The 23,365-nt window shown below is 70.7% G+C and carries 21 protein-coding genes and 2 tRNA genes; 10 read left to right on the top strand and 13 right to left on the bottom strand.

Features of this window, described 5'->3' with window-relative positions; translation table 11 throughout:
• Window positions 1-76 precede the first annotated feature (76 nt).
• The 6 genes from ACPOLB_RS19515 to ACPOLB_RS19540 form a co-directional block, all read right to left on the bottom strand.
• Window positions 77-721, bottom strand: a complete 645-nt coding sequence (locus ACPOLB_RS19515; protein WP_425257696.1) for a 50S ribosomal protein L25/general stress protein Ctc — start codon at window positions 719-721, stop codon at window positions 77-79.
• Between the two features lie 36 nt (window positions 722-757).
• Window positions 758-1,720 carry a ribose-phosphate pyrophosphokinase gene (locus ACPOLB_RS19520; protein ID WP_425257697.1) on the bottom strand — a complete coding sequence of 321 codons (963 nt, stop codon included), beginning with the start codon at window positions 1,718-1,720 and terminating at the stop codon, window positions 758-760.
• Window positions 1,721-1,776: 56 nt separating this feature from the next.
• A tRNA-Gln gene (locus tag ACPOLB_RS19525) sits at window positions 1,777-1,853 on the bottom strand.
• 39 nt (window positions 1,854-1,892) lie between these two features.
• Complete coding sequence (ispE, locus tag ACPOLB_RS19530; protein WP_425257698.1) at window positions 1,893-2,777, bottom strand: 4-(cytidine 5'-diphospho)-2-C-methyl-D-erythritol kinase; 885 nt, start codon at window positions 2,775-2,777, stop codon at window positions 1,893-1,895.
• Window positions 2,778-2,815: 38 nt separating this feature from the next.
• Entirely contained in the window at window positions 2,816-3,373 is a 558-nt protein-coding gene (locus tag ACPOLB_RS19535) for an outer membrane lipoprotein LolB (RefSeq protein WP_425257699.1), read from the bottom strand.
• Window positions 3,370-5,190, bottom strand: coding sequence for a tetratricopeptide repeat protein (locus ACPOLB_RS19540; protein WP_425257700.1), 1,821 nt, complete (start codon window positions 5,188-5,190; stop codon window positions 3,370-3,372). Before ACPOLB_RS19540 ends, ACPOLB_RS19535 begins: the two co-directional genes overlap by 4 nt.
• A 43-nt stretch (window positions 5,191-5,233) precedes the next feature.
• Between ACPOLB_RS19540 and mutM the strand changes: the two genes are divergently transcribed.
• The 3 genes from mutM (at window position 5,234) to mutY (ending at window position 9,180) form a co-directional block, all read left to right on the top strand.
• Window positions 5,234-6,061, top strand: coding sequence for a bifunctional DNA-formamidopyrimidine glycosylase/DNA-(apurinic or apyrimidinic site) lyase (mutM, locus tag ACPOLB_RS19545; RefSeq protein WP_425257701.1), 828 nt, complete (start codon window positions 5,234-5,236; stop codon window positions 6,059-6,061).
• A gap of 114 nt (window positions 6,062-6,175) precedes the next feature.
• Window positions 6,176-8,140, top strand: coding sequence for a dynamin family protein (locus ACPOLB_RS19550; RefSeq protein ID WP_425257702.1), 1,965 nt, complete (start codon window positions 6,176-6,178; stop codon window positions 8,138-8,140).
• Complete coding sequence (gene mutY / locus ACPOLB_RS19555; RefSeq protein ID WP_425257703.1) at window positions 8,140-9,180, top strand: A/G-specific adenine glycosylase; 1,041 nt, start codon at window positions 8,140-8,142, stop codon at window positions 9,178-9,180. The genes ACPOLB_RS19550 and mutY overlap by 1 nt, the downstream gene beginning before the upstream one ends.
• Before the next feature lie 21 nt (window positions 9,181-9,201).
• Here the strand turns inward: mutY and ACPOLB_RS19560 are convergent, their stop codons facing one another.
• Genes ACPOLB_RS19560 through ACPOLB_RS19575 form a run of 4 tightly spaced genes read right to left on the bottom strand, consistent with a single transcriptional unit; the run spans window position 9,202 to window position 13,241 of the window.
• The gene (locus ACPOLB_RS19560; RefSeq protein WP_425257704.1) at window positions 9,202-9,819 is read right to left on the bottom strand and encodes an LON peptidase substrate-binding domain-containing protein; all 618 of its coding nucleotides are present in this window, start codon (window positions 9,817-9,819) and stop codon (window positions 9,202-9,204) included.
• Complete coding sequence (gene rapZ, locus ACPOLB_RS19565) at window positions 9,812-10,699, bottom strand: RNase adapter RapZ (RefSeq protein WP_425261950.1); 888 nt, start codon at window positions 10,697-10,699, stop codon at window positions 9,812-9,814. Before rapZ ends, ACPOLB_RS19560 begins: the two co-directional genes overlap by 8 nt.
• A gap of 8 nt (window positions 10,700-10,707) precedes the next feature.
• Complete coding sequence (gene recN / locus ACPOLB_RS19570) at window positions 10,708-12,366, bottom strand: DNA repair protein RecN (protein WP_425257705.1); 1,659 nt, start codon at window positions 12,364-12,366, stop codon at window positions 10,708-10,710.
• A gap of 2 nt (window positions 12,367-12,368) precedes the next feature.
• Window positions 12,369-13,241, bottom strand: a complete 873-nt coding sequence (locus tag ACPOLB_RS19575; RefSeq protein WP_425257706.1) for an NAD kinase — start codon at window positions 13,239-13,241, stop codon at window positions 12,369-12,371.
• A gap of 46 nt (window positions 13,242-13,287) precedes the next feature.
• On the opposite strand from ACPOLB_RS19575, the gene hrcA reads away from it, so the two are divergent.
• Window positions 13,288-14,313, top strand: coding sequence for a heat-inducible transcriptional repressor HrcA (hrcA, locus tag ACPOLB_RS19580; RefSeq protein WP_425257707.1), 1,026 nt, complete (start codon window positions 13,288-13,290; stop codon window positions 14,311-14,313).
• Window positions 14,314-14,364: 51 nt separating this feature from the next.
• Window positions 14,365-14,443: transfer RNA gene (locus tag ACPOLB_RS19585), tRNA-Ile, on the top strand.
• A gap of 28 nt (window positions 14,444-14,471) precedes the next feature.
• On the opposite strand, the gene ACPOLB_RS19590 is transcribed toward ACPOLB_RS19585, so the two are convergent.
• From ACPOLB_RS19590 to ACPOLB_RS19600, 3 genes are all read right to left on the bottom strand, one after another.
• Window positions 14,472-15,284: a hypothetical protein gene (locus tag ACPOLB_RS19590; RefSeq protein ID WP_425257708.1), complete on the bottom strand. Its 813-nt coding sequence runs from the start codon at window positions 15,282-15,284 to the stop codon at window positions 14,472-14,474.
• 107 nt (window positions 15,285-15,391) lie between these two features.
• Window positions 15,392-15,877 (bottom strand): glycine zipper 2TM domain-containing protein, encoded by a 486-nt coding sequence (locus tag ACPOLB_RS19595; RefSeq protein ID WP_425257709.1) that lies wholly within the window; start codon window positions 15,875-15,877, stop codon window positions 15,392-15,394.
• A 118-nt stretch (window positions 15,878-15,995) separates the two neighbouring features.
• Window positions 15,996-16,553 (bottom strand): HNH endonuclease, encoded by a 558-nt coding sequence (locus tag ACPOLB_RS19600; protein ID WP_425257710.1) that lies wholly within the window; start codon window positions 16,551-16,553, stop codon window positions 15,996-15,998.
• Between the two features lie 163 nt (window positions 16,554-16,716).
• Here ACPOLB_RS19600 and ACPOLB_RS19605 point away from each other — a divergent pair, with 163 nt between their 5' ends.
• The 5 genes from ACPOLB_RS19605 to ACPOLB_RS19625 are packed head-to-tail and all read left to right on the top strand — an operon-like array spanning window position 16,717 to window position 23,314.
• Window positions 16,717-17,376 (top strand): TetR/AcrR family transcriptional regulator, encoded by a 660-nt coding sequence (locus ACPOLB_RS19605; protein WP_425257711.1) that lies wholly within the window; start codon window positions 16,717-16,719, stop codon window positions 17,374-17,376.
• Window positions 17,377-17,420: 44 nt separating this feature from the next.
• Window positions 17,421-19,211: an acyl-CoA dehydrogenase C-terminal domain-containing protein gene (locus ACPOLB_RS19610; protein ID WP_425257712.1), complete on the top strand. Its 1,791-nt coding sequence runs from the start codon at window positions 17,421-17,423 to the stop codon at window positions 19,209-19,211.
• A gap of 50 nt (window positions 19,212-19,261) precedes the next feature.
• Window positions 19,262-19,693 (top strand): DUF2147 domain-containing protein, encoded by a 432-nt coding sequence (locus tag ACPOLB_RS19615; protein ID WP_425257713.1) that lies wholly within the window; start codon window positions 19,262-19,264, stop codon window positions 19,691-19,693.
• A gap of 22 nt (window positions 19,694-19,715) precedes the next feature.
• Window positions 19,716-22,100, top strand: coding sequence for a 3-hydroxyacyl-CoA dehydrogenase/enoyl-CoA hydratase family protein (locus ACPOLB_RS19620; protein ID WP_425257714.1), 2,385 nt, complete (start codon window positions 19,716-19,718; stop codon window positions 22,098-22,100).
• Between the two features lie 14 nt (window positions 22,101-22,114).
• Complete coding sequence (locus ACPOLB_RS19625) at window positions 22,115-23,314, top strand: acetyl-CoA C-acyltransferase (RefSeq protein ID WP_425257715.1); 1,200 nt, start codon at window positions 22,115-22,117, stop codon at window positions 23,312-23,314.
• The last annotated feature ends 51 nt before the right edge of the window (window positions 23,315-23,365 follow it).

The following is a 23,365-nucleotide window of genomic DNA, read 5'->3' on the forward strand; positions in this document are numbered from 1 at the left end:
CCGGAAACGGCGAAGCCCCACCGGGGTGGGGCTTCGAGGGTGGTCCTGCCGGCGGGGGTGGCCCGCCGCGCGAGGGTCACTTCTTGTTCTGCTTCTCGTCCTTCTTGGGCTTGCCCTTGCCCTTTTCGGCGGCCACCACGACCGGCGCGGCCACTTCTTCCTCGACCTTCGGCGTGGTCACGGCCACGATCACCGGGTTCTGGGTGCCGTGCTTCACGGCCTTGATGCCTTCCGGCAGCTTCAGGTCGCTGGTGTGCAGGCTCTGGTTGCGCACCAGGCCCGACAGGTCGATCGTCACGAACTCGGGCAGTTGCGAGGCCAGGCACTCGATCTCGAGTTCGGTGGCCACGTGCTGCACCAGGCACTTGTCGGTCTTCACGGCCGGCGAGTTCTCTTCGCCGCTGAAGTGCAGCGGCACCTTCTTGCGCAGGCGGGTGGTGTCGTCCACGCGCTGGAAGTCGACGTGCAGCACGATGGGCTTCCAGGCGTGCACCTGGAAGTCGCGCAGCAGGACCTTCTCGGTCTTGCCGGCCAGGTCCATCTCGAGGATCGACGAGTGGAAGGCTTCCTTCTTCAGCGCGAAGAAGAGCGCGTTGTGATCGACCTCGATCATCGTCGGGGTGCCGGCACCGTAGACGATGCCGGGCACCTTGGCAGCGAGGCGCAGGCGGCGGCTCGCTCCGGTCCCCTGCAGCGTACGCTCGTAAGCTGTGAATTTCATGTGAACTCCAAGTGGATAAAGCCCCGCGACCAGGGCTCAGAAGTTGCTGTTCTGCTCTGCGAACAGCGAGGTCACCGATTCCCCGTCGCTGATGCGGCGGATCGATTCGGCAAACAGGAACGCGACCGACAGCTGCCGAATCTTCGGGCAGGCCTTCGCGGCGTCGGACAGCGGAATGGTGTTGGTGATGACGACTTCGTCGATCTGGCTCTTGGCGATGCGCTCGACCGCCGGGCCGCTGAAGACGGGGTGCGTGCAGTAGGCGTAGACGCTCTTGGCGCCGCGTTCCTTCAGCACCTCGGCCGCCTTCACCAGCGTGCCGGCGGTGTCGATCATGTCGTCCATGATCACGCAGTTGCGGCCTTCGATCTCGCCGATGACGTGCATCACTTCCGAGACGTTGGCCGCGGGGCGGCGCTTGTCGATGATGGCCAGGTCGCAGCCGAGCTGCTTGGCCAGCGCACGGGCGCGCACGACGCCGCCGACGTCGGGGGAGATGACGACGAGGTCCTTGTAGTTCTTGCTCTTCAGATCCGACAGCAGCACCGGGCTGGCGTAGATGTTGTCGACCGGGATGTCGAAGAAACCCTGGATCTGGTCGGCGTGCAGGTCCATCGTCAGCAGCCGCTCGACGCCCACGGTCTCGAGCATGTTGGCCACGACCTTGGCGCTGATGGGCACGCGGGTGCTGCGCGGGCGGCGGTCCTGCCGGGCGTAGCCGAAGTACGGGATCACGGCGGTGATGCGGCGCGCGCTGGCACGCTTGAGCGCATCGACCATCATGAAGAGTTCCATCAGGTTCTCGTTCGTCGGCGCGCAGGTGCTCTGCACCACGAAGACGTCGCGGGCGCGCACGTTCTGGCGGATCTCGACGGTGACCTCGCCGTCGGAGAAGCGGCCCACCGTGGCCCGGCCGAGTTCGACACTCAGGTGCGAAGCCATTTCCTGTGCCAACACCGGGTTGGCATTGCCGGTGAACAGCACGGTGTTGAACAGCACGGTGGAATCTCCGAAGGCGGGCGAGCGCGCGGACGCGGCTTCCCTAAGGAAGGATTTGGCAGGGGAGGAAGGACTCGAACCCTCGCATGTCGGAATCAAAATCCGATGCCTTGACCAACTTGGCGACTCCCCTACGCAGGTCGTGGCTTGCGCCACCACCTTGAAACCTGTCTCAGCCTGCAGCCCACTCCGCGAGCGGATGCGCATCCAGACTGCGGCACAAGCGGCCCACCCATCCCGGCGGCAGCTCGGCTGCCGGACATGTCGCCACGGGTTGTTCACCTGTGCCTGCTCTTGCGAAGACCGCGCTGCCCGAGCCCGTCATGCGGCTGTTGCCGAAACGAGCCTCCAGCCAGCGAGCGGCTTGCGCCACCTCGGGACATCGGCCTTCTGCCGCAGCCTGCAGGTCGTTGCGACCGTAGCCTGTGCAGAACTGCTTCAGTTCCGGATCCTCTGCAAGAGAGCCCGTGACTATAACGCTTTTTGTGCCACGTTGCAGCAGGGGGTGCGAGAAGATCTCTGCGGTGGCGATCGCCGCGGCAGGTTTCACGACCGCGAACCACTGGCGCAGCAGGCGCGCCGGCGTCAGCTGCTCGCCGATGCCTTCGACGAAGGCGTTGTGGCCGCCGATGAAGAAAGGCACGTCGGCGCCCAGCCGCGCACCAAGCGCCAGCAGCCGGGCGCGCGGCCAGTGCAGGCCCCACAGGCGGTTCAGCGCCAGCAGTGTGGTGGCGGCGTCGGAACTGCCGCCGCCCATGCCCGCGCCCCAGGGCACCTGCTTGTCGATGCTGATGTCGGCACCCAGCGTGCAGCCGCTCTCGTTCTGCAGCAGCCGCGCCGCGCGCAGGCACAGATCGTCGGCGGGCAGTGCCGGGCCGAGGTCGTGCCGCTGCAGCCGGCCGTCGTCGCGGCGCTCGATGTGCAGCGTGTCGGCCCAATCGATGAGCTGGAAGGGCGACTGCAGCAGGTGGTAGCCGTCGTCGCGACGCCCGACGACGTGCAGGAACAGGTTGAGCTTGGCCGGGGCGGACAGGTCGTGGAGCGAACGGAGGGCCATCGGAGGAACAGCGGAGGGGCAGCGGGCAGGCCGCGGGGTCAGGAGCGCTCGATGCGGGCGCGCAGGGTCACGGCCGGTGCCGCGCTGCGGCGCACCTCGAGCCAACCCTCAGCATAGCGGCCCAGGTCGACCTGCCAGCCCAGTTGCTCGAAGCCGCCGGCGGTGTCGCGCCGCGGGGCGCCCGGCCAGGGCCGGCCGTGCAGCCACGACGGCAGCGCACGCAGCGGCAGCGCTTCGCCCAGTGTGTCTTGCGCCAGGGCGTCGAGGTCGGTGTAACGGCGTGTGCCGTCGCCGGTGACGAGTTCCGCGGCATCCGGCGACCAGCGCGCCGCCGCGACCACACTGCCCAGCGGTGAGGTCAGGCGCAGCTCGCCGCGCTCGGCGTCGCCCTGCAGTTCGAAGGCGCTGCTGAACTGGCGCGGCGCGGTCGTGGCGTCGGCGCCGGTCTCCACCCGCAGGCTCAACCGGCCGTTGATCCAGTCGCTGCCGGGCGCCGGCGCGGGCGGCGTGGCGCAGCCGGCGAGCAGCAGCCCCCACCCGCCGACCAGCAGCCCCGCGACCGCCCGGCGCCGCGCGCGCTGGGCCGGTGCGGTCAAAGGGCGACCTTGAGCCGGGCCAGGGTCTCGCGCAGCACGTCGTTGGCGGCGTCGCGGCCCCGCGCTTCGATCCAGACCTTGCGGGCTTCGTCCTGCTGGCCGAAGGACCACAGGACCTCGCCCAGGTGGGCGGCGATCTCGGGATCGGGCCGCGCCGCGTAGGCCTGGCGCAGCAGGCGCAGGGCCTCGTCGCGGTTGCCCAGCCGGTACTCGACCCAGCCCAGGCTGTCGGTGATGAAGGGGTCGCCCGGCGTCAGCTCCAGCGCCTTCCTGATCAGCTCGCGTGCCTCGACCAGCCGCACGCGCCGATCGGCCAGCGAGTAGCCGAGCGCGTTGTAGGCCTGCGCGCTGTCGGGCTTGAGCTCGATCACGCGGCGCAGCAGCCGTTCGAGCTCGTCCATGCGGTTGAGCTTCTCGGCCATCATGGCCTGTTCGTAAAGCAGGTCGGTGTCGTCGGGGAAACGCTCGTTGGCGCTGCTCAGCACCTCCAGCGCCTCCTTCCAGCGCTTGACGTCGCGCAGCACGCCGGCTTCCGCCAGCAGCTTCGACCGCGCGTCGTCGGCATCGCGCTCGGGCGTGGCGCGCACGACCGCGCGGGCTTCGTCGATGCGCCCCTGCCGCGCCAGCATCGAGGCGCGCCGCGTCTGCACTTCCAGTGCGCGCTGCGGGTCGTCGATCTTCGCCAGCCAGGCTTCCGCGGCCGGGAAGTCGCTGCGCTGCTCGGCGGCCTGGGCCAGCATCAGCCAGGCCTGGATCAGGCCTTGCTCGGGCCGCGGCGGACGGGTGTCGTCGTCGTCGGCCTCCGCGGCAGACGCTGCCGATGCGGCAGGCGCCGCGGCTTCGGCCCGCTGCGCCTGGGCCAGTTCGACGTAGCGCAGCAGCGCGGCTTCGCCTTCCTTGGGGTGGCGCAGCTCCAGGTGCAGCGCGCCCAGTGACAGGAAGGGCGGCGCCAGGTCGGGCTTCTGCCGCGTGACGACCTCCAGCTCGCGCACCGCGTCGGCGTAGCGCTGTTGCTGCGTGAGCGTGCGCACCCAGGCCAGGCGCAGCGAGGGCTCGGCATCGGCGCGCGCCATGTGCGTGGTGACGATGGCCTCGGCCTCGGGCTCCTTGGGCAGCAGTTCCAGCGCCAGCAGCACCGGGCCTGGGGCGGCGCCGTCCTCGCGCTGCGCCTGCTGCGCCGCGGCCAGGGCCTTGTCGCTCTCGCCGGCGGCCAGGCGGCCGCGGCCCACGGACACCAGGGCCGGCACGCGCGTGGCGGGGTCCCGGGCGTACACGGCCAGCACGTCTTCCAGCAGCGCGGCCGTCTTCGCCGGGTCGCTGCCGCGGCCGAAGAAGCGCGGCAGCGCCGCGATCAGCCCCGGGCGGTCGGCCGCGGGCGTCAGGTTCAGCAGCGTGCGCAGCGGCTCCACCGCGTCGGGCAGGCGGTTCAGCGCCGAGAGGATCTGCAACTGCAGCCGCAGCGGGTCGAGCGACTTCGGGTGCGCCGTGCGCCAGGCGCGCGTGGCGGCCAGCGCCTGCTCGCCGGCGCGGCCCTGCAGCGCGATGTCGACGGCACGGCGGAACAGCGCTTCGTCCTTGCTGCGGCGGGCGGCGTCGAGGATGACCTCGTAGGCGGCCCCGGGCTCGCCGGTGCGCAGTTCGATCTCGCCGATGAGCAGCTGGTACAGCAGCGGGGCGTCGAGTGCCGAGTTCACCGGCGGGGCGGCCGGCGCGTCGGCCGCCGGGCCCGGTGCCTGTGCATGGGCGACCGGCCAGGCACTGCAGATCGCCAGCATCACGGCGCCGAAGGCGTGGCGCCAGCGCGGTTTCACGGTCATCGGGGCTCCTGGCGGTTGCGATTCATTCTCACATAATGCCCGGATGCCCGAACTCCCTGAAGTTGAGGTCACACGCAGGGGCATTGACGCCCCGTTGCGGGGTGCGCGGGTGCTGTCGGCACGGCTGGGCAAGCCGTTGCGCTGGCCGCTGGGCGTGGCGCCCGAGCAGCTGGCGGGCGCCTCGGTCGGCCCGGTGGCGCGGCGCGGCAAGTACCTGTGGCTGCCGCTGCTGGGCGGCGGCGCGCCGGGCGGTCTGCTGCTGCACCTGGGCATGTCGGGGTCGCTCGCGCTGCAGGCCGATGCCGGCCCGCCCGGGCCGCACGACCACTTCGATCTCGCCACCAGCCAGGGCACCCTGCGGCTGACCGACCCGCGCCGGTTCGGCGCCGTGGTGTGGTCGCCGTCGCTGCACGACGATCCGGCGGCGAAACTGCTGGCGGCGCTCGGGCCCGAGCCCTTCGACCCGGCGCTGACTGACGCCGCGTTCCATGCCGAGCTGCAGCGTCGCCGCGCGCCGGTGAAGGCCGTGCTGCTGTCGGGCGCGGTGGTGGTGGGCGCCGGCAACATCTACGCCTGCGAGGCGCTGCACGCGGCGGGCATCCACCCCGCGCTGCGCAGCGACCGCATCAGCCGCCCGCGCGCAGCGCGGCTGCTGGCGGCGGTGCGCGCCACGCTGGCGCGGGCGCTGGAGCTCGGTGGCTCGACGCTGCGCGACTTCCGCGACGTGCACGGCATGGACGGCGCCTTCCAGACCCACGCGCAGGTCTACGACCGCGAAGGGCAGGCCTGCGCCCGCTGCGGCGGCACCATCCGCCGCGTCGTGCAGGCGCAGCGCTCGACCTACTTCTGCGCCGGCTGCCAGCGGCGGTAGGCGGCGGCAGGCGGTTTGCAGCCGGCACAAATGCGCACCGCCCCGGCGGCCGCTGTCAGGAGTTGTATCGCCCGGCCGAGGCCGCAGAATCGCTGCGCTAGCATGGGTTCCACGATGCAAAGCTCCATCGTCTCCACACTCGACCAGCTCGCGCGCTGGCGCGGCGACCTCGACCGCCGCGCCGCGGCGCTGGCCGAGTTCCTGGCCGATCACGACCTCGTCGTCGACGCGGACGCCAGCGTGCTGTCGGTGCTGCGCGAGCGCCTGGCCAGCGACAAGCTGGTGCTGGCCTTCGTGGCCGAGTTCTCGCGCGGCAAGTCCGAGCTGATCAACGCGATCTTCTTCGCCAGTGCCGGCCGCCGCGTGCTGCCGGCCACGCCGGGGCGCACCACGATGTGCCCGGTGGAGCTGTTCCACCAGGCGGCGCTGCCGGCTCGGCTGTCGCTGTTGCCGATCGCCACCCGGCTGCAGGGCCTGTCGCTGACCGAACTGCGCGCGCGTGACGACGCCTGGCAGCACGTGCCGTTGAACCCCGCCGACCCCGACGCGCTGGCCGAGGCGCTGTCGGCCGTGACGCGCACGCAGCGCGTCAGCGTCGCCGACGCCACCGCGCTGGGGTTCTGGAGCGACGAACACCCCGAGGACAACCCGGCGCTGGAGGCCGACGGCCAGGTCGAGGTGCCGGCCTGGCGCCACGCGCTGATCAACTACCCGCACCCGCTGCTGCTGCGCGGCCTGGTGGTGCTCGACACGCCGGGCCTGAATGCGATCGGCGCCGAGCCGGAACTGACGCTGTCGCTGCTGCCGTCCGCGCACGCCACCGTCTTCGTGCTCGCCGCCGACACCGGCGTCACCAAGTCCGACCTGGCGATCTGGCGCGAGCACCTGGGCGGCAACAGCCTCGAACGCTTCGTGGTGCTCAACAAGATCGACACGCTGGTCGATCCGCTGGCCACGCCCGAGGCCGTCGAGGCGCAGATCGCGCGCCAGCGCGAGACCACCGCGCAGACGCTGGGCCTGCCGCCGCAGCGCGTGTTTCCGCTGTCCGCGCGGCAGGCGCTGGCCGCGCGCGTCGGCGGCGATGCGCAGGCCCTGGCCGCGAGCCGCCTGCCTGCGCTGGAAGCCGCCATCACCGCCGAACTGTTGCCGCGCCAGCACGAGCTGCTGCTGCAGGCCGCCGAAGGCGCGGTGGGGCAGCTGCGCGCCGCCGGCACGCGCCGGCTGTCCGACCGGCGCCGCTCGCAGGCCGAGCAACTGCTCGAGCTGCGCGGCCTGCGCGGCAAGAGCAGCGCCAAGGTGCGGCTGATGCTGCAGAGGGTGGACGCCGAGGCGGCCGAGTTCGAAGGCTGCACCGCGCGGCTTCAGGCCGTGCGTGCGGTGCAGGCCAAGCTGCTGCGCAACGTGCTGGCCAAGCTGTCGAGCGACGCGCTGCGGGCCGAGGTCGCGGCCATGCAGTCGGCCATCGGCGCAAAACCGCTGAACCTGGGCGCGCGCAAGGCCTTCGAGACGCTGTGCCAGCGCCTGCGCCAGTCGCTGGCCGACGCCGGCGCGCTGGCCGACGAGATGCGGCAGATGCTGGACGCCAGCTTCCTGCAGCTCAATGCCGACTACGGCTTCGCGTTCTCGCTGGCTCCGCCGCCGGCGCTGAAGCCCTTCGCCAAGGAACTGGACCTGCTGGACCAGAACTACAGCCGCTACCTCGGTCTGGGCCAGGCCTGGCGCATGGCCGTGCCGGGGTTTGCCGAGCAGTTCCGGCGCATGCTGCTGTCCAAGCTGCGCGTCGTGTTCGAGAACGCCGCCGGCGAGCTGGAGCTGTGGAGCAAGACCGCGTCCAGCCAGGTCGACGTGCAGCTGCGCGAACGCCGCCGCAGCTTCAAGCGCCGCCGCGAGTCGCTCGAACGCATCCAGGCCGCCGCGGGCGAGCTGGAGACGCGCATCGCCGAGGTCGAGGCCCAGGACGAGCGCCTGGCGCAGCTGCAGCGGCACCTCGACCGCGCCGCCGACGCCGTGCTGACGGCCACGCGCAGCGCGGCCATGGCGCACCCCGACGCCGCCCACCTGCAGCAGGACGCGGCCTGATGCCGCCCCCGCCCGACCTGGCCGGCGCGGTGGTGCGCTGGCAGCGCAGCCACGGCCGCCACGGCCTGCCCTGGCAAGGCACGCGCGACCCGTACCGCGTGTGGCTGTCCGAGGTGATGCTGCAGCAGACCCAGGTGGCCGTGGTGCTGGAGTACTACCCGCGCTTCCTGCAGCGTTTCCCCGACGTGCAGGCATTGGCCGAAGCGCCCCTGGACGACGTGCTGGCGCTGTGGAGCGGCCTGGGCTACTACAGCCGCGCGCGCAATCTGCACCGCTGCGCGCAGGCGGTGGTGGGCCAGCACGGGGGGCGGTTCCCCGGCACCAGCACCACGCTGGCCACGCTGCCGGGCATCGGGCGCTCCACCGCCGCGGCCATCGCGGCCTTCTGCTTCGGCGAGCGCGCGGCCATCCTCGACGGCAACGTCAAGCGGGTGCTGACCCGGGCCTTGGGCTTCGACGGCGATCTCTCGTCGGCATCCCAGGAACGCGCGCTGTGGCAGCAGGCCGAGGCGCTGTTGCCCGGCGAGGGCATCGAGGCCTACACGCAGGGCCTGATGGACCTGGGGTCTGGCGTCTGCACCCTGCGCCGGCCCGCGTGCCTGCTGTGCCCGCTGGCGGCGCAGTGCGTGGCCCATGCGCAGGGTACGCCCGAGCGCTATCCGGTGAAGACGAAGAAGCTCAGGCGCGGCGCCCGCACGCACGCGCTGCTGTGGCTGGAGCAGGGCGGCCGGCTGTGGCTGGTGCAGCGCCCCGGCACCGGGGTCTGGGCCGGGCTGTGGAGCCTGCCCGAGTTCGACAGCCGCGAGACGCTGCAGGCGCTGGCCGCGGGCTGGCCGGGGCAGGGCGCATGGCTGCCCGACATCGCCCACACGCTGACGCACTTCGACTGGACGCTGCAGCCGCTGCAGTGGGTGTGGCCCGACACGCCCGACGCAGCGGCACTGGCGCCCGCGCTGCCGCCCGGCCGCTGGTGCACGCGCACCGAGGCGCTGGCGCTGGGCCTGCCGGCGCCCGTGCGCAAGCTGCTCGAACGCGATTGATCCAGCCCGCGCGGGCGGAGTTCAGCCGATGACGACCTTCTTGTCGCGCAGGAAGCCGTCCACGAGGGACAACCGGATCACCGGATCGTCCAGCTCCATCAGCTTCTGCTTGGCAGCCAGCGACACCGGCAGCAGTTCGCACCAGCGGTTGGCGACCCAGCCGGCGTCGTCGAGCCGGTAGGGCTCGGCGAACGGCTCCTGGCCCTGTTCACGCAGGGCCTTGATGGCGCCGGCCAGCGCCTGCACGGTCTGCAGCATCGTCGGGCCGGGCAGGCGCAGCGGATCGTCGGCCAGCGTGCGGGCGTCGCAGGTCCACAGGCCGCCGGGCTGCTGGGTGGCCGGGCCCAGGCGGCGGAAGCGCTGCAGGCCGCTGCAGCGCACGCGCAGCAGGCCGGGCTGGTCGGCGTCCATCTCGTCCAGCCGCGTCAGCACGCCCACGTCTTCCAGCTCGACCGGCTGGCCCTTGCGCGCGACCTCGCCGCCCTGCTTCAGGCAGATGACGCCGAAGGGGTCGCCGCTGCGCAGGCAGGCCGACATCAGGTCGAGGTAGCGCGCCTCGAAGATCTTCAGGTGCAGCACGGTGCCGGGGAACAGCACCGTCTGCAGCGGGAACAGGGGCAGGGCGGTGGTGTCAGTCACGCGCGTCGAGCTCGCGGTGGCGCACGAGGGTGGCGTGCTGGGCCTGGAAGCGCTGCGCCAGCCATTCCACGCTGTAGACCGAGCGGTGCTGGCCGCCGGTGCAGCCGATGGCCACGGTGAGGTAGCTGCGCTGGTTGTCCTCGAACGCAGGCAGCCAGCGCGCCAGGAAGGCCTCGATCTGGCGCAGCATCTCGGCCACCTCGGGCTGCGACTCGAGGTAGGTCGCCACCGGTGCGTCGCGCCCGGTCAGCGGCCGCAGCTCGCGGATGTAGTACGGGTTGGGCAGCACGCGCACGTCGAACACGTAGTCGGCGTCGAGCGGTACGCCGTGCTTGAAGGCGAAGCTCTCGAACACCAGCGTCAGCGCCGACTCGCGCGCGCCCACCAGCGAGCGCATCCAGTTGCGCAGCTGCGCCGTGCGCAGCTGGCTGGTGTCGATGACGGTGGAGACCTCGCGCAGGTCGGCCAGCAGCGCACGTTCGAGCTCGATGGCCTCGATCAGCGCCCGCGAGCTGTCGGTGCCGGCCGACAGCGTCGACAGCGGGTGCGGACGGCGGGTCTCGGAGAAGCGCCGCACCAGCGCGTCGGTGCTGGCGTCCAGGAACAGCGGGCGGATGTTCAGGCCCTCGCTGCGCAGCGCGTCGATCAGCGGCAGCAGCCCGGGCAGCGACGCCGCGGTGCGCACGTCCACCGCCACCGCCACGCGGCGGGTGAAGCGCTCGTGCTCCAGGCGGATGAAGTCGCGCAGCAGCTCGGGCGGCAGGTTGTCGACGCAGAAGTAGCCCGCGTCTTCCAGCGCGTGCAGCGCGACCGACTTGCCCGAGCCGGAGATGCCGGTGACCAGGATCACCTCGTCGCGGTGGTGACCGCCCAGCGGCATCCATTCGCTCACTGCCCGCCTCCCGACAGCATGGCCTGCGCGTGCGCGCGGCTGGTGTTGCTGAGCTTCTCGCCGCCCAGCATGCGGGCGATCTCGGCCACGCGGGCTTCGCCGGCCACGGGCTGCACGTCGCTCACGGTGGCGCGGCCCTGCAGGCCCTTGCTGACGACGAAGTGGTGGTCGGCGCAGGCCGCCACCTGGGCCAGGTGCGTGACCGCCATCACCTGCGCGCTGCGCCCGAGTTGCTGCATCAGCCGGCCGACGCTGTCGGCCACGTTGCCGCCGACGCCGGCATCGATCTCGTCGAAGATCAGCGTCGGCGCGCCGCTGCCCTGCTGCGGCGACGTGGTGGCCGTGGCGATGGCCAGCGCCAGCCGCGAGAGCTCGCCGCCCGACGCCACCTTGGCCAGCGCACGCGGCGTGCTGCCGGCGTGGCCGGCCACGCGCAGCTCCACCGCTTCCAGCCCGAAGGCCTGCGGTTCGTCCTGCGGCAGCAGCGCCACCTCGAACCGCCCGCCCGCCATGCCGAGCTGCTGCATCGCCTGCGTCACCGCGGCCGACAGGCGGGGCGCGGCCTTGTGGCGCGCGCGGCTGGTCTTCTTCGCCTCGTCGCGCCACAGGCGTTCGGCTTCGGCGGCGGCGCGTTCGAGGCCGTCGAGGTCGGCGGCGGCGTCCAGCGCCCGCAGTTCCTGCTGCCAGCCGGCCAGCAGCGCCGGCAGTTCGGCCGGCGCGCGGCGGTAGCGGCGCGCCAGCGACACCCAGGCCGACAGCCGTGCGTCCAGCGCCGCCAGGCGTTCCGGGTCGGGATCGCGGTGGCCCAGGTAGCCGTGCAGCGTGCGGGCGGCGTCTTCCAGCTGGGCCTGCGCGCTGCGCAGCACCTCGACAACGGCGGCCAGCTCGGCGTCGTAGCGCACCACGTCGTCGAGCGCGTCGATGGCGCGGCTGGTCAGCGCATCGGCCGAGGGTTCGGCATCGGCCACGGCGTCGAGCGCCGCGCGCGCGCCGTCCAGCAACGCCTGCCCGTGGGCGAGGCGCTGGTGTTCGGCGTTGAGCGCGTCCCACTCGTCGGCGCCGGGTGCGAGCTTGCCGACCTCGCCGATCTGCCAGGCCAGGCGTTCGCGCTCGCGCTCCAGCACGTCGCGCTGGCTGCGCGCGGCGTCCAGTGCCGCCAGCGCCGCGCGCCAAGCCTGCCAGCGCGCGGCCAGCGGGCCTGGGTCGATGCCGGCCTGCGTGTCGAGCAGCGCGCGCACCGCGGCCGGCCGCGTCAGGCCCTGCCAGGCGTGCTGGCCATGGATGTCCACCAGGTGGTCGGCGGCTTCCCGCAGCTGCGCCACGGTGGCCGGGCTGCCGTTGATCCAGGCGCGGCTCTTGCCCTGCGCATCCACGGTGCGGCGCAGCAGCAGCGTGGGCTCGGCGGCAAAGCCGGCCTCGTCCAGCCAGGGCTGCAGCGCCGCGGGCAGGTCGAACTCGGCGCTGACCTCGGCGCGTGCCGCGCCTTCGCGCACCAGCGTGGCATCGGCGCGCGCGCCCAGCGCCAGTTGCAGCGCGTCGATGAGGATGGACTTGCCGGCGCCGGTCTCGCCGGTGAGCACCGTGAAGCCGGCGGCCATGTCGACTTCGAGATGGGCGACGATGACCACGTCGCGCAGCGTCAAGCGGCGCAACATGCTCAGACGCCTTCGTACCAGCGCAGCTTGCGGCGCAGGGTCGCGTAGTAGCTCCAGCCGCGAGGGTGCAGGAAGCGCACCTTGAACTGCGAACGCCGCACGCGGACCTGGTCGCCGTGCAGCAGGCTGGCCAGGCTGTGCATGTCGAAGTTGGCCGACGCGTCGCGGCCGGCCACCACCGTGATGCGGATCTCGCCCTGGTCGGGCACGACGATGGGCCGGTTCGACAGCGTGTGCGACGCGATCGGCACGATGACCCAGCCGCCGATGCCCGGGTGCAAGATGGGCCCGCCTGCCGACAGCGCATACGCCGTGCTGCCGGTGGGCGACGCGACGATGAGGCCGTCGGCGCGGATGTTGGCGACGAAGTCGTCGCCGATGTCGATGCGCAGCTCGACCATGCTCGACGTGGCGCCGCGGCTGACGACCACGTCGTTCATCGACAGGCCGTCGAAGATCTTCTCCTCGTCGCGCCAGACGCCGCCCTCGATCATCGTGCGGTGCTCTTCCTCGTGGTCGCCGGCCAGCATCGCGGCCAGCGCTTCCTTGTACTTGTCGAAGGGCACGTCGGTGATGAAGCCCAGCCGGCCCTGGTTGATGCCCACCAGCGGCAGGTTGTGGCGCGCCAGCTCGCGGGCGATGCCGAGCATCGTGCCGTCGCCGCCCACCACCACGGCGATGTCGCACTGGCGGCCCATCTCGGCGGGCGACAGGGCGTCGAACCCGGTCACGCCGGTGGCGTGCGCGGTGTCGCGTTCGAACGAGACCTCGATGCCTTGCGCGACCAGAAAGTGCGCGATCTCCTCCAGCACCGGGCGGATGCCGCGGGCCTGGAACTTTCCGACGACTGCGGCATGGCGGAAGGGGGCCGGCATGCGGCGGATTACACCATAGCGACCCACGCTCCCTACAATGAAGGCCATGCTCGACGACCGCGCGAAAACACTGCTGAAAGCCCTGGTCGAACGCTACATCGCCGACGGCACGCCGGTGGGGTCGCGCACGCTGTCGCGGGCCTCGGGGCTGGACCTGTCGCCGGCCACGATCCGCAACGTGATGGCCGACCTGGAAGAGCTCGGCCTGATCGCCAGCCCCCACACCAGCGCCGGCCGCATCCCCACCGCGCGCGGCTACCGCCTGTTCGTCGACACGATGCTGACGGCGCGGCCGATCGACCTGGAGTCGTCGTCGCCCGAGCTCACCGCGGCGCGCGGCCAGCTGCACCCGGACCAGCCGCAGCGCGTGATCGCGCAGGCCGCCAGCCTGCTGTCGAACCTGAGCAGCTTCGTCGGCGTCGTCACCGCGCCGCGCAAGGCCAGCGTGTTCCACCACATCGAGTTCCTGCGCCTGGGCGAGCGGCGCGTGCTGGTGATCCTGGTCGCGCCCGACGGCGACGTGCAGAACCGCGTCATCTTCACCGCGCGCGACCACAGCCAGGCCGAGCTGGTGGAGGCGACGAACTTCCTGAACACGCACTACGCCGGGCTCACCATCGAAGAGGTGCGCGAGCGGCTGAAGCACGAGATCGAGAACCTGCGCAGCGAGATCGCGGCGCTGATGCAGGCCGCGGTGCAGACCGGCGAGGCCCTGGCCGAGAGCCACGAGGGCGTGGTCGTCTCGGGCGAGCGCAACCTGCTTGGCGTGCAGGACTTCGGCAACGACATGGGCAGCCTGCGGCGCATGTTCGGGGTGTTCGAGCAGAAGACCGAGCTGATGCGCCTGCTCGACGTGAGCAGTCGTGCCGAAGGCGTGCGCATCTACATCGGCGGCGAGAGTCAGGTGGTGCCGTTCGAGGAGCTGTCGGTGGTGACCGCGCCCTACGAGGTCGACGGGCGCATCGTCGGCACGCTGGGCGTCATCGGCCCCACGCGCATGGCCTACGACCGCATGATCCAGATCGTCGACATCACGTCGCGGCTGGTGGGCCACGCGCTGTCGGTGAAGTGAACGGGCCGCGCGCCGCCGGCTGGCCGGTCGGCGCCTAGAATCGCGCCCCGCGGGCCGCTAGCTCATGATTGGTTAGAGCAGCAGACTCATAATCTGTTGGTGCCGTGTTCGACTCACGGGCGGCCTACCATCTGCCTCCAGCGCGCGGGGCGCGGCGGTCACTTCTTCTTCTGGACGCTCTTGCCGCCCCCCGGATTGCCGCCCACCTGCACGCCGCGCGGCACGCGCAGGTAGCGCGTGAAGGTCATGCTGCAGCCGATGAGCGTCGGCTTCTCCAGGATCTTCAGCGCCACCTCGTCGGTGATGGCCACGGGCTTGTGCAGGTCGGTGTCGTAGAAGCAGGTGTCCACCGGGGACGCGCCGCCGTTCTTGTGCGACCACAAGCCGGTCGATTCGCGGCGGCGCATGAAGTGAAAGCCCATGCGGTTGGAGACCATGGCGACGAGATAGGTGCCGTCGTTCTGCCGCGGCGGCACCGGCGACGGCAGCAGTTGCGGCAACACGAGCACCTGTTTGCCGCTGGCCAGGCCGTCTTCGACGACGCCCTGCACGTAGTCGGTGCCGATGGCCTTCTCGGCGTAGCAGCCGGTCCACGAAATCTGGCCCAGGCCGGTGGGCTCCTGGCACTTCATCGCGTAGGCATAGCAGTTGTGCTTGCTGCCCCAGAGGCTGCGCGAGACTGGAAACAGGCCGCGCGCCGTGCTCTCCTGCACCAGCCATTCAGAAAGCTTGTGCACCGCGGCGTAGCGCACCGACTGGGTCCAGTTCGTGTTCTTGCCGGCATCGTGCTTGGACCGCTTCCAGGCGGCCAGCGCATTGGTGAGGTGCTGCAGCCGGTCCTTGGAGCTGTCGGCCACGTAGACGTCCAGCGCCTTCTCGACTGCCGTGAACAGGCCGGTCTTGTGCGACTTGCCGTTGACGCTCTCGGCCTTGAAGCCGGTCTCGAAGGGCAGGGGGATCACGGGTGCCATGCACCACCTCGCTGCGGGTCGACCCGGGCCGGCATCGGCGCGTCGCCGGCCCGCTTCGGCAACGCCGCGCGACGTTACGATGGCGCGCGCGCTGCCGCAAGCAGCTTTCAGCTGCGCGGTGCGGCGGTCTCGGTCGGCGCCACCACCGGTGCCTTGCTCACGCGCACCTTGCCGCCGGTGGTGACCAGGATCACCGCGTCGCCGGGCTGGATGTTCTCGCTGCCCTTGGCCTGCACGATGGAGCGGCGCTCGCCGTTCTTCAACTGGATCAGCAGTTCGACCGCCTCCTCGCGCGTGCCGTAGCGCTCGACCGCATTGCCGACGACGCCGCCGACCACGGCACCGATGACGCCCACCACCACCGCTTCACGGCGCCCGCCCACGCTGGCACCGGCCACGCCGCCGGCGATGCCGCCGGCCGTGCCGCCGATGCCGCTTTGCTGGCCTTCGACGACCACGGCCCGCGTCGACAGCACCACGCCGTCCTGCACGCTGGCCAGGCGCTGCGCCTCGCTGCGGCTGACGACGTCGGGGCTGGTGGTGGTGCAGGCCGCGAGGGCGGCCACGCTCAGGGCGGCGAACAGGCGCTTCATGCTGGGTCTCCCGGTGTTCAGGTGCAACGCGGCGCACGGGCGCGGCGTTGTCATGCGCATGCTGTCAGATCGGGCGCGGCGGCGTTTGTTCCAGATCCAGCGCGCTGCCGGCGCCGCGCTACGCGTGCAGCCGGCTGCTGCGCGGCACCGACGCCAGCAGGAAGTCCATCTGGTCGGCCACGATGCGCCGGCCGCGCAGGATCATGTCTTCGTGCAGGCTGGGCACGTACGGCAGGTACAGCAGCGTCATGTGCGCCTCTTCGGGCATGCGGTTGCCCTTGTGGCCGTTGCAGGCGCGGCAGGCCGTGATGCAGTTCATCCAGCTGTCTTCGCCGCCGCGCGAGACCGGCCGGATGTGCTCGCGCGTGAGGTCGTCGAAGTGGAAGTGCCCGCCGCAGTACGCGCACAGGTTGCGGTCGCGCGCGAACAGCTTGGGGTTGGACAGCGCCGGCGTGTGGCGCCAGGCCCGCGCCGGGATGCTGCCGCGCACGGCGATGATGGGGTGGACCTCGATGCGCGACTGCACGCCGGTGCTGCGCTGGATGCCGCCGCGCAGCACCTGGAAGGCGTCGCCGAGCGTCCAGGCGACACCGTCGCTGGCGTAGATCACCGCGGCCTCCCGTGCCGAGATCCAGGCTTGTGGGCGGCCAGAAACGTCGAGTTGCAGCACATCCATGGCGCGAAGAGTAAATCAATCCGCGTGTCGTGCTCAATCGTGGGCCGATGACAGGCGAAACAGCCCACTTTAGTCGGCATCACCTAAAAAAATCACGGTTGTGCTTGCCGCCGGGCTGGGTAAGTCTGCAAAATAGAACGATCGTTCGATTCTGGGCTCTGCCTTGCCGACACTCCCTGCCGCCACCGGCGCCCGCGCCGCCGTGCCGAAGACCCTGCAGAAGGGCCTGCAGACGCGTGCGGCCATCCTCGACGCCGCGCTCGGCCTGGCCTCGCACATGGGGCTCGAGGGCCTGTCCATCGGCGCGCTGGCCGAGATGATGCAGATGAGCAAGTCGGGTGTCTTCGCGCACTTCGGCTCGCGCGAGGAACTGCAGATCTCCGTCATCCGCGAGTACCACGCCCGCTTCGAGGACGAGGTCTTCTTCCCCGCCATCGCCGCGCCGCGCGGCCTGCCGCGGGTGCGCGCGCTGTTCGAGCGCTGGATGCGCCGCGTCTCGGTGGAACTCGACTCGGGCTGCATCTACATCAGCGGCGCCGTCGAGTTCGACGACCGGCCCGGCCCGGTGCGCGACGCGCTGGCCTCGATGGTGCGCTCGTGGCAGTCGGCGATGGAGCGGGCGATCCGCATCGCCATCGAAGAAGGCCACCTGCGCGCCGACACCGACCCGACGCAGATGCTGTTCGAGGTGCACGGCCTGATCCTCGCCCTGCACCACGACGCGCGCTTCCTGCGCAACCCCGGCGTGCTCGAGCGCGTGCATGCCGGCTTCGAACGCGTCGTCGACCACTACCGCCCGGCGCCTGCCCACGGCGGGCGCTGACACCCCCGATCCCTCCCATCCACCGTTCGCTCCAGGAGCCTTCCATGCCCCAGTACAACCCGCCCCTGCGCGACATGCAGTTCGTGCTGCACGAACTGCTCCACGCCGCCGACGAACTGAAGCTGCTGCCCAAGCACGCCGACATCGACGCCGACACCATCAACGCCGTGCTCGAGGAAGGCGGCAAGTTCGCCTCGGAAGTCATCTTCCCGGTCAACATCAGTGGCGACACCGAGGGCTGCAAGCTCGACAAGACCACGCACGAGGTGCAGACGCCCACCGGCTACAAGGAGGCGTATGCCAAGTACGTCGAAGGCGGCTGGCCCGCGCTGAGCTGCGACCCCGAATACGGCGGCCAGGGCCTGCCCATCGTCGTGAACCAGTGTTTCTTCGAGATGCTGAACTCGGGCAACCAGGCCTGGACCATGTACCCCGGCCTGTCGCACGGTGCCTACGAATGCCTGAAGGCGCACGGCACGCCCGAGCAGAAGGCCACCTATCTGCCGAAGCTGGTCAGCGGCGTGTGGACCGGCACGATGTGCCTGACCGAGCCGCACTGCGGCACCGACCTCGGCATGCTGCGCACCAAGGCCGAGCCGCAGGCCGACGGCACCTACAGGATCACCGGCCAGAAGATCTTCATCTCGGCCGGCGACCACGACATGACCGAGAACATCGTGCACCTGGTGCTGGCCCGCCTGCCCGACGCGCCGCAGGGCAGCAAGGGCATCAGCCTGTTCGTGGTGTCGAAGTTCCACGTCAACGCCGACGGCAGCCTGGGTGGCCGCAACCCGATCTTCTGCAGCGCGCTGGAGCACAAGATGGGCATCCACGGCAGCGCCACCTGCCAGCTGATGCTCGACGGCGCCACCGGCACGCTGGTGGGCCAGCCGCACAAGGGCCTGGCCGCGATGTTCGTGATGATGAACGCGGCCCGCCTGGGCGTGGGCAACCAGAGCCTGGGCCTGACCGAGGTGGCGTACCAGAACGCGGTGGCCTACGCGAAGGACCGCATCCAGATGCGCAGCCTCTCGGGCCCGAAGAACCCCGACAAGCCGGCCGACACCATCATCGTGCACCCCGACGTGCGCAAGATGCTGCTGACCGCGCGCGCCTACGCCGAAGGCGGCCGCGCGCTGGCCTGCTACACGGCACTGCTGATCGACAAGGAACTCAGCAGCGACGACGAGGACGAGCGCAAGGAAGCCGCCGACCTGGTCGCGCTGCTGACGCCCATCATCAAGGCCTTCATCACCGACAACGGCTGGATCGCCACGTCGCACTGCATGCAGGTCTTCGGCGGCCACGGCTACGTCAAGGAATGGGGCATGGAGCAGTACGTGCGCGATGCCCGCATCAACATGATCTACGAGGGCACCAACACGATCCAGTCGCTGGACCTGCTGGGCCGCAAGATCCTGGGCGACAACGGCGCCAAGCTGAAGAAGTTCGGCAAGCTGATCGCGCAGTTCGTCGAGGACGAAGGCGTCAACGAGGACATGCAGGAGTTCGTGAACCCGCTGGCCGACCTGGGCGACAAGGTCACGAAGCTGACCACCGAGCTCGGCATGAAGGCCTTCGGCAACCCCGACGAGGTCGGTGGCGCCGCCGTGGACTACCTGCGCGTCGTGGGCCACCTGACCTTCGCGTACTTCTGGGCCCGCATGGCCAAGATCGCGCTGGCCAAGCAGGGCTCGGGCGACCCGTTCTACACCGCCAAGCTGCACACGGCGCGTTTCTACTTCGCCAAGCTGCTGCCCGAGACCGCGGGCCTGATCCGCACCGCGCGCAGCGGCGTGGCGCCGCTGCTGGCGATGGACGAAGCGCTGTTCTGAAGCCCCGGCGTCCCGCGCGCCGGCAGCCCACCCACGACAGGAGACGAGCCATGAAGAAGACGATCGCCACGTTGCTGTGCGCCGCCGCGCCGCTGCTGGCCTGGGCCCAGGCCACGCCGGCGGGGCTGTGGAAGACCATCGACGACGACAGCAAGCAGGAGAAGTCGCTGGTGCGCATCGTCGACGCCGGCGGCAGCTTCAGCGGCCGCATCGAGAAGCTGCTCGACCCGACCAAGCAGGACGCCAAGTGCGACAAGTGCGAGGGCGCGCGCAAGAACCAGCCCGTCACCGGCATGGCCATCATCGAAGGCGTGAGGAAGAGCGCCGACGAGGCCTGGTGGGACGGCGGCACCATCCTCGACCCCAACAACGGCAAGACCTACAAGGTGCGGCTGACACCCAAGGACGGCGGCAAGACGCTGGAAGTACGCGGCTTCATCGGCCCCTTCTACCGCAACCAGACCTGGCAGCGGGTCGAGTAACTTCTTTCCATCCGGAGCAACCATGAATCGATTCCAGGTCCGCAAGGTCGCCGTGCTCGGCGCCGGCGTGATGGGCGCGCAGATCGCCGCCCATCTGGTCAACGTCAACGTGCCGGTCGTGCTGTTCGACCTGCCTGCCAAGGAAGGCCACAAGAACGGCATCGTCAGCAAGGCCGTCGAAGGCCTGAAGAAGCTCAAGCCGGCGCCGCTGGGCGTGCCCGAGCTGGCCGGCCGCATCCAGCAGGCCAACTACGAGGAGCACCTGGCGCTGCTGGGCGAGTGCGACCTGGTGATCGAGGCGATCGCCGAGCGCATGGACTGGAAGCTGGACCTGTACACGAAGATCGCGCCGCACCTGGCCGCGCACGCCATCGTCGCCAGCAACACCTCGGGCCTGTCGATCACGAAGCTCTCCGAGGTGCTGCCTGCCGGCATGCTGCCGCGCTTCTGCGGCATCCACTTCTTCAACCCGCCACGCTACATGGCGCTGGTCGAGCTGATCGCCACGCCGTCGACGCAGGCCGAGGTGCTGGACCAGCTCGAAGCCTTCGTCACCACCACGCTGGGCAAGGGCGTGGTGCGCGCCAAGGACACGCCGAACTTCATCGCCAACCGCGTGGGCATCGCCGGCATGCTGGCGACCATCCACGAAGCCGGGAAGTTCGGCCTCGGCTACGACGTCGTCGACGACCTCACCGGCAAGAAGCTGGGCCGCGCCAGCAGCGGCACCTTCCGCACCGCCGACGTGGTGGGCCTGGACACGATGGCCCACGTCATCAAGACGCTGCAGGACAACCTGGCCGGCGATCCGTTCTTCCCCAGCTACGCCACGCCGCCCGTGCTGCAGGCGCTGATCTCCAAGGGCGCACTGGGCCAGAAGACCGGCGCCGGCTTCTTCAAGAAGGAAGGCAAGGACATCCTGCGCCTGGACCCCGCCAGCGGCACGTACGTGGCCGCGGGCAAGAAGGCCGACGAGATCGTGGCGCGCATGCTGAAGAAGCCGGCCGCCGAGCGCCTGAAGCTGCTGCGCGAGAGCAGCAACCCGCAGGCGCAGTTCCTGTGGGCCATCCTGCGCGACGCCTTCCACTACGCGGCTGTGCACCTGGAAGCGATCGCCGACAACGCGCGCGAGGTCGACTTCGCGATGCGCTGGGGCTTCGGCATGCAGCAGGGCCCGTTCGAGCTGTGGCAGGACGCCGGCTGGCAGCAGGTGGCTGCCTGGGTGCAGGAGGACATCGACGCCGGCAAGGCGCTGAGCAGCGCGCCGCTGCCGGCCTGGGTGTTCGACGGCCGCACGGGTGTGCACACGCCGGAAGGCTCGTGGAGCCCGTCGCGCCAGACCTACGTGCCGCGCAGCAGCCTGCCCGTCTACGCGCGCCAGCACTTCGCCGAGAACGTGCTCGGCGCCGGTGCGTCCGCGCCCTTGAACAGCGGCACCGAAGTCTTCAAGAACGACGAAGTGCGCGTGTGGACGCTGGACGGCGAGGTGCTCATCCTCAGCATCACCAGCAAGCTGCACCTCATCGGCACGGGTGTGGTCGAAGGCCTGCACAAGGCGGTGGAACTGGCCGAAGCCGGCTACAAGGGCCTGGTGATCTGGTCGCCTGATGACGTGTTCTCGGCCGGTGCCAACCTCGAGCAGACGCTGCCGGTCTTCATGAAGGAAGGCGCCAAGGGCATCGCCCCGGTCATCCTGCAGCTGCAGACGGCTCTGCTGCGCATGCGCTACGCGCAGGTGCCGGTGGTGGCCGCGATGCGCGGCATCGCGCTGGGCGGCGGCTGCGAGATCGCGCTGCACTGCGCACGCCGCGTGGCCGCGATGGAAACCTACGTGGGCCTGGTGGAAGTGGGCGTGGGCCTGATCCCGGGCGGTGGCGGCCTGACCTACATCGCGCGCCGCGCGGCCGAGATGGCGGCTGCCGGCAACGCGAACGCCGACATCATGAAGTTCGCCACCGACGGCTTCACCAACGCCGCGATGGCCAAGGTGGGCACCAGCGCGATCGAGTCGCGCAAGCTGGGCTACCTGCTGGACACCGACATCGTGGTGCCGCACAAGGACGAGCTGCTGTTCGTGGCCAGCACGCAGGCCAAGGCGATGTTCGACAGCGGCTACCGTCCGCCGCACAAGGCGCTGTTTCCGGTGGCCGGCCGCAGTGCCATCGCCACCATCATGGGCCAGCTCGCCAACATGCGCGACGGCGGCTTCATCAGCGCGCACGACTTCCACATCAGCACGCTGATCGCGCAGGTGGTGTGCGGCGGCGATGTCGACGCCGGCAGCCTGGTGAGCGAGGAGTACCTGATGGCGATGGAGCGCAGCCGCTTCTGCAGCCTGCTGGAACACCCCAAGTCGCAAGAGCGGATCATGGGCATGCTGCAGACCGGCAAGCCTGTTCGCAACTGAGCGGAGACGAGACCATGACCAAGCAAGTTCAAGACGCCTACATCGTCGCCGCCACGCGCACGCCCATCGGCAAGAGCGGCCGCGGCTACTTCCGCAACACGCGCCCCGACGACCTGCTGGTGGCTGCCGTGCGCAGTGCGCTGGCCCAGGTGCCGACGCTGGACCCGAAGGCCATCGAAGACGCCATCATCGGCTGCAGCTTTCCCGAGGGCGAGCAGGGCATGAACATGGCGCGTGCCGCGATGGTGCTGGCCGGCCTGCCGCATTCGGTGGGCGGCGTCACCGTCAACCGCTTCTGCGCCAGCGGCCTGACCGCGCTGCAGATGGCGGCCGACCGCATCCGCATCGGCGAGGCCGACGTGATGATCGCCGGCGGCGCCGAGAGCATGAGCATGGTGCCGATGGGGGGCAACAAGCCCAGCTTCAACCCCGAGGTGTTCGCCCGGGACGAGAACGTCGGCATCGCCTACGGCATGGGCCTGACCGCCGAGAAGGTGGCGGCGCAGTGGAAGGTCAGCCGCGAGGCGCAGGACGCGTTTGCGCTGGCCTCGCACCAGAAGGCCCTGAAGGCGATGGCCGCCGGCGAGTTCACGGCCGAGATGACGCCGATCGACATCGTCGAGCGCTTTCCGAACCTGGCCACCGGCGAGGTCGGCACCCAGACGCGCACCGTCCACCTCGACGAAGGCGCGCGCCCCGACACCAGCCTGGAGGGCCTGGCCAAGCTCAAGCCGGTGTTCGCCGCCAAGGGCAGCGTCACCGCCGGCAACAGCAGCCAGACCAGCGACGGCGCCGGTGCGCTGATCCTGGCCTCGGAAGCCGCCATCAAGCGCTACGACCTGAAGCCGCTGGCGCGTTTCGTCAGCTTCGCCGCACGCGGCGTCGCGCCCGAGATCATGGGCATCGGCCCCATCGAGGCCATCCCGGCGGCGCTGCGCTACGCCGGCCTGCAGCAGGACGACCTGGGCTGGATCGAGCTGAACGAGGCGTTTGCCGCGCAGGCGCTGGCCGTCATCAACACCGTGGGCCTGAACCCCGAGCGTGTGAACCCGATGGGCGGCGCGATCGCGCTGGGCCACCCGCTGGGCGCCACCGGTGCCATCCGCGCCGCCACCGTGGTGCACGCGCTGCACCGCCACCAGCTGAAGTACGGCATGGTCACGATGTGCGTCGGCATGGGCCAGGGCGCCGCCGGCATCATCGAGAGAGTGTGAGCCCCCTGGCGCGCTGCGGCGCGTCCGCGCCAACCACCCACCAGGAGACGA

Origin of the sequence: Rubrivivax soli, assembly GCF_049810355.1 — a bacterium.
Lineage (GTDB): Bacteria > Pseudomonadota > Gammaproteobacteria > Burkholderiales > Burkholderiaceae_C > Rubrivivax.